Here is a 2,861-nt window from a genome sequence, read left to right on the forward strand (position 1 = left end):
GCAAAGGTGCAAGCACCTCTCTGTTACCGCTCGACTTGCATGTGTTAGGCCTGCCGCCAGCGTTCAATCTGAGCCATGATCAAACTCTTCAATTAAAAAGTTTTATGTCTTTCGACAGCTCAATGAATTCTGAATTTATTTAATATCTTTCGATATTGAATTGACTGTGCTGCAATTCCTACCTAAGTAGTTATTGCTGTTGGTCACTCAGTTTAAATTGAGACTCTAAATTTGTTTGCCTCACTACCTAAGTAGCTTGGCTGTTAGAACTCAATCTGTACGAGTGCCCACACAGATGATTGCTTTATATTGTTAAAGAACGTTGCGATTAAAGCGTTAAACTTTATCTCGCTAGGGCTGAGCATATTACGCTTTCCTATTTTTTTGTCAACACTTAATTTTGTTAAACTTGAAAGTTTTCAGAACTAAGTTTTACTCGACTCACTGAGTAGCTCGTGCCACGCTATGCGTTGCGCTCTGCCGTCTCAGTGGGGTCGCATTATAGGGAGATCCGATTTTAACGCAAGCGTTTTTAAACGCTTTTTTGCATTTAATTCTTACCCCAAAGATACCCCACCCAGACACACAAGATACCCACAAAACCCTGTGGATAACTCATTTTTTTGCGCTGTTTACTAAACTATTTACCTTGCTTGTGGTAAGTTGCGCCGCATATTTACAACTCGTTCACTAGGCAACACACATGACAGATATAATAAATAGTATAAGTGGTCTCTTATGGGGTCATATTTTAGTGTACTTATTAATAGCCGCTGGGCTATTTTTTACCATACGCCTTGGTTTCATCCAATTTGTACAATTCCCACACATGATTAAAGTTATGTTTCAGAGTCGCCAAGGGTCAGATGGCGGTATTTCCTCTTTCCAAGCATTTTGTACTTCTTTAGCAGCCCGTGTGGGTACCGGTAATATGGCGGGTGTTGCAGTCGCGCTTTATTTAGGTGGTGCTGGTGCTATTTTTTGGATGTGGTTAATTGCTTTAATTGGCATGGCAACTAGTTTTGCAGAGAGTACATTGGCTCAAGCGTACAAAATACGCGATGAAGAAGGCAACTTTCGTGGTGGCCCTGCTTATTATATGGAATACGGACTTGGCAAACGCTGGATGGGCATCGTGTTCTCACTATGTTTAATTTTAGCCTTTGGTTTAGTTTTTAATGCGGTGCAGTCAAATTCTATTGCTGCAGCTTTTGAAGTCGCCTTTGGTATTCCAAACTATGTAGTAGGTATCGCACTCGTTATTGGTTCTGGCATCATCATATTTGGTGGCCTAAAAACAATTTCACGATTTGCTGAATTAGCAGTGCCATTTATGGCCGCTGCCTACTTAATTGTTGCACTGTATATATGTGCCGTAAATTACACTGAATTACCTGATGTATTTATGCATGTAATTAGAAGTGCTTTTGGTCTTGAACAAGCTGGCGCTGGTGCAATTGGTTATGGTGTTATGCAAGCGATGATCCAAGGGATCAAACGCGGGTTATTCTCAAACGAAGCAGGTATGGGTAGCGCTGCTAACGCTGCAGCAACCGCAACACCTAACCCGCCTCACCCTGCGTCACAGGGTTATGTACAAATGCTGGGTGTATTTGTAGATACCATTATAATTTGTACAGCAACTGCCGCGCTTATTTTATTATCAGAACAATTGGTTCCAGGTTCTGATGTAACAGGTATAGCACTTACACAAGCCGCCCTTGAAGAACATGTAGGTAGCTGGGGCGCAATATTTGTTGCGGTCGCTATTTTGTTTTTTGCTTTTACATCAATTGTAGCTAACTATTCTTATGCCGAAACGAACTTATTATTCTTAGAGCATAACCACGCATCTGGCATGTTGGTTTTCAGATTATTAGTGTTAGGTATGGTGATGTTTGGTGCACTTGGCGAATTACCATTAGTGTGGACTCTAGCTGATGTGTCTATGGGCCTAATGGCGATTGTGAACGTAATCGCACTATTTATGCTCTCAGGAGTTGTGGTGTGGCTTGCCAAAGATTACAACGCTCAACGACGTGCTGGTAAGTTACCAACGTTTGATCCGAGTAAAAATAACAAGCTTAATAAAACTATTCCGAAAGGTATTTGGCACAAATAACTTTAAAGTGATTTAAGTTAAAAACCCGGAACGGCCATGGCCATTTCGGGTTTTTTATTGTCTAGTACCAATTCGCTTAATTAAGTAGTCTATTTTGAGGTAGAGAAATCGTGTTAATAGCAAAGCAACAATTTCGATGTTTAGTTGTTCTATATGAGGAATTTTTAACGTAACTAGCGTCAGGTTTGGCCTCTCAAAATGATTTAAGTATTATTGCGGATTCGTATAAGCCTCGTCTGTATATTCCTAGTAACAGCATCATCAAGCATTTCATACCTCCTTATAATCGATTAGTTAAGCAGCTTACATCAACGCTCTTAATACACTTTATGGCTTTGTAATGGTGTTAATACAAGTAACTGTATACTGACTTTGGTTTATGTATATAACGAAACACAGCCACCAACTCCATTTAAGAGTCTTATACCACTACTTTTATATAAACCGCTTAGTATTAGGTTGTCTATTTTGAATTATAAAAATCTTATATATAGCAAAGCTTAAATTTAGTGTTTTGTTTTAAATGAGAGTTTTTCCGTAGCTAGCGTCAAGTTTGAGCTATAAAAATGATCAAAGGCAATATATTGATGGGATAGGCTTTTTAAAAAATGTGAGACATAAAGGTTTCAAATAAACGAAATAATTTAGTGTAAAGAATAAGATACTAGTTCGATTATGCGATTTGATGATTAAAAATTTAATCAGAGAATAGTTAAACTAGAATAAACGGGGAGAGTAT

1 protein-coding gene and 1 rRNA gene are annotated in these 2,861 nt (G+C 38.7%); one reads left to right on the top strand and one right to left on the bottom strand.

Annotated elements, in window-relative coordinates; translation table 11 throughout:
* Positions 1-95, bottom strand: a 16S ribosomal RNA gene (locus tag P20311_RS14625); the annotation flags it as partial.
* Between the two features lie 608 nt (positions 96-703).
* Between P20311_RS14625 and P20311_RS14630 the strand changes: the two genes are divergently transcribed.
* Complete coding sequence (locus tag P20311_RS14630; RefSeq protein ID WP_036985249.1) at positions 704-2,122, top strand: sodium:alanine symporter family protein; 1,419 nt, start codon at positions 704-706, stop codon at positions 2,120-2,122.
* Positions 2,123-2,861 lie beyond the last annotated feature (739 nt).

It is taken from the genome of Pseudoalteromonas sp. BSi20311 (assembly GCF_000239875.1).
Classification (GTDB): Bacteria; Pseudomonadota; Gammaproteobacteria; order Enterobacterales; family Alteromonadaceae; genus Pseudoalteromonas.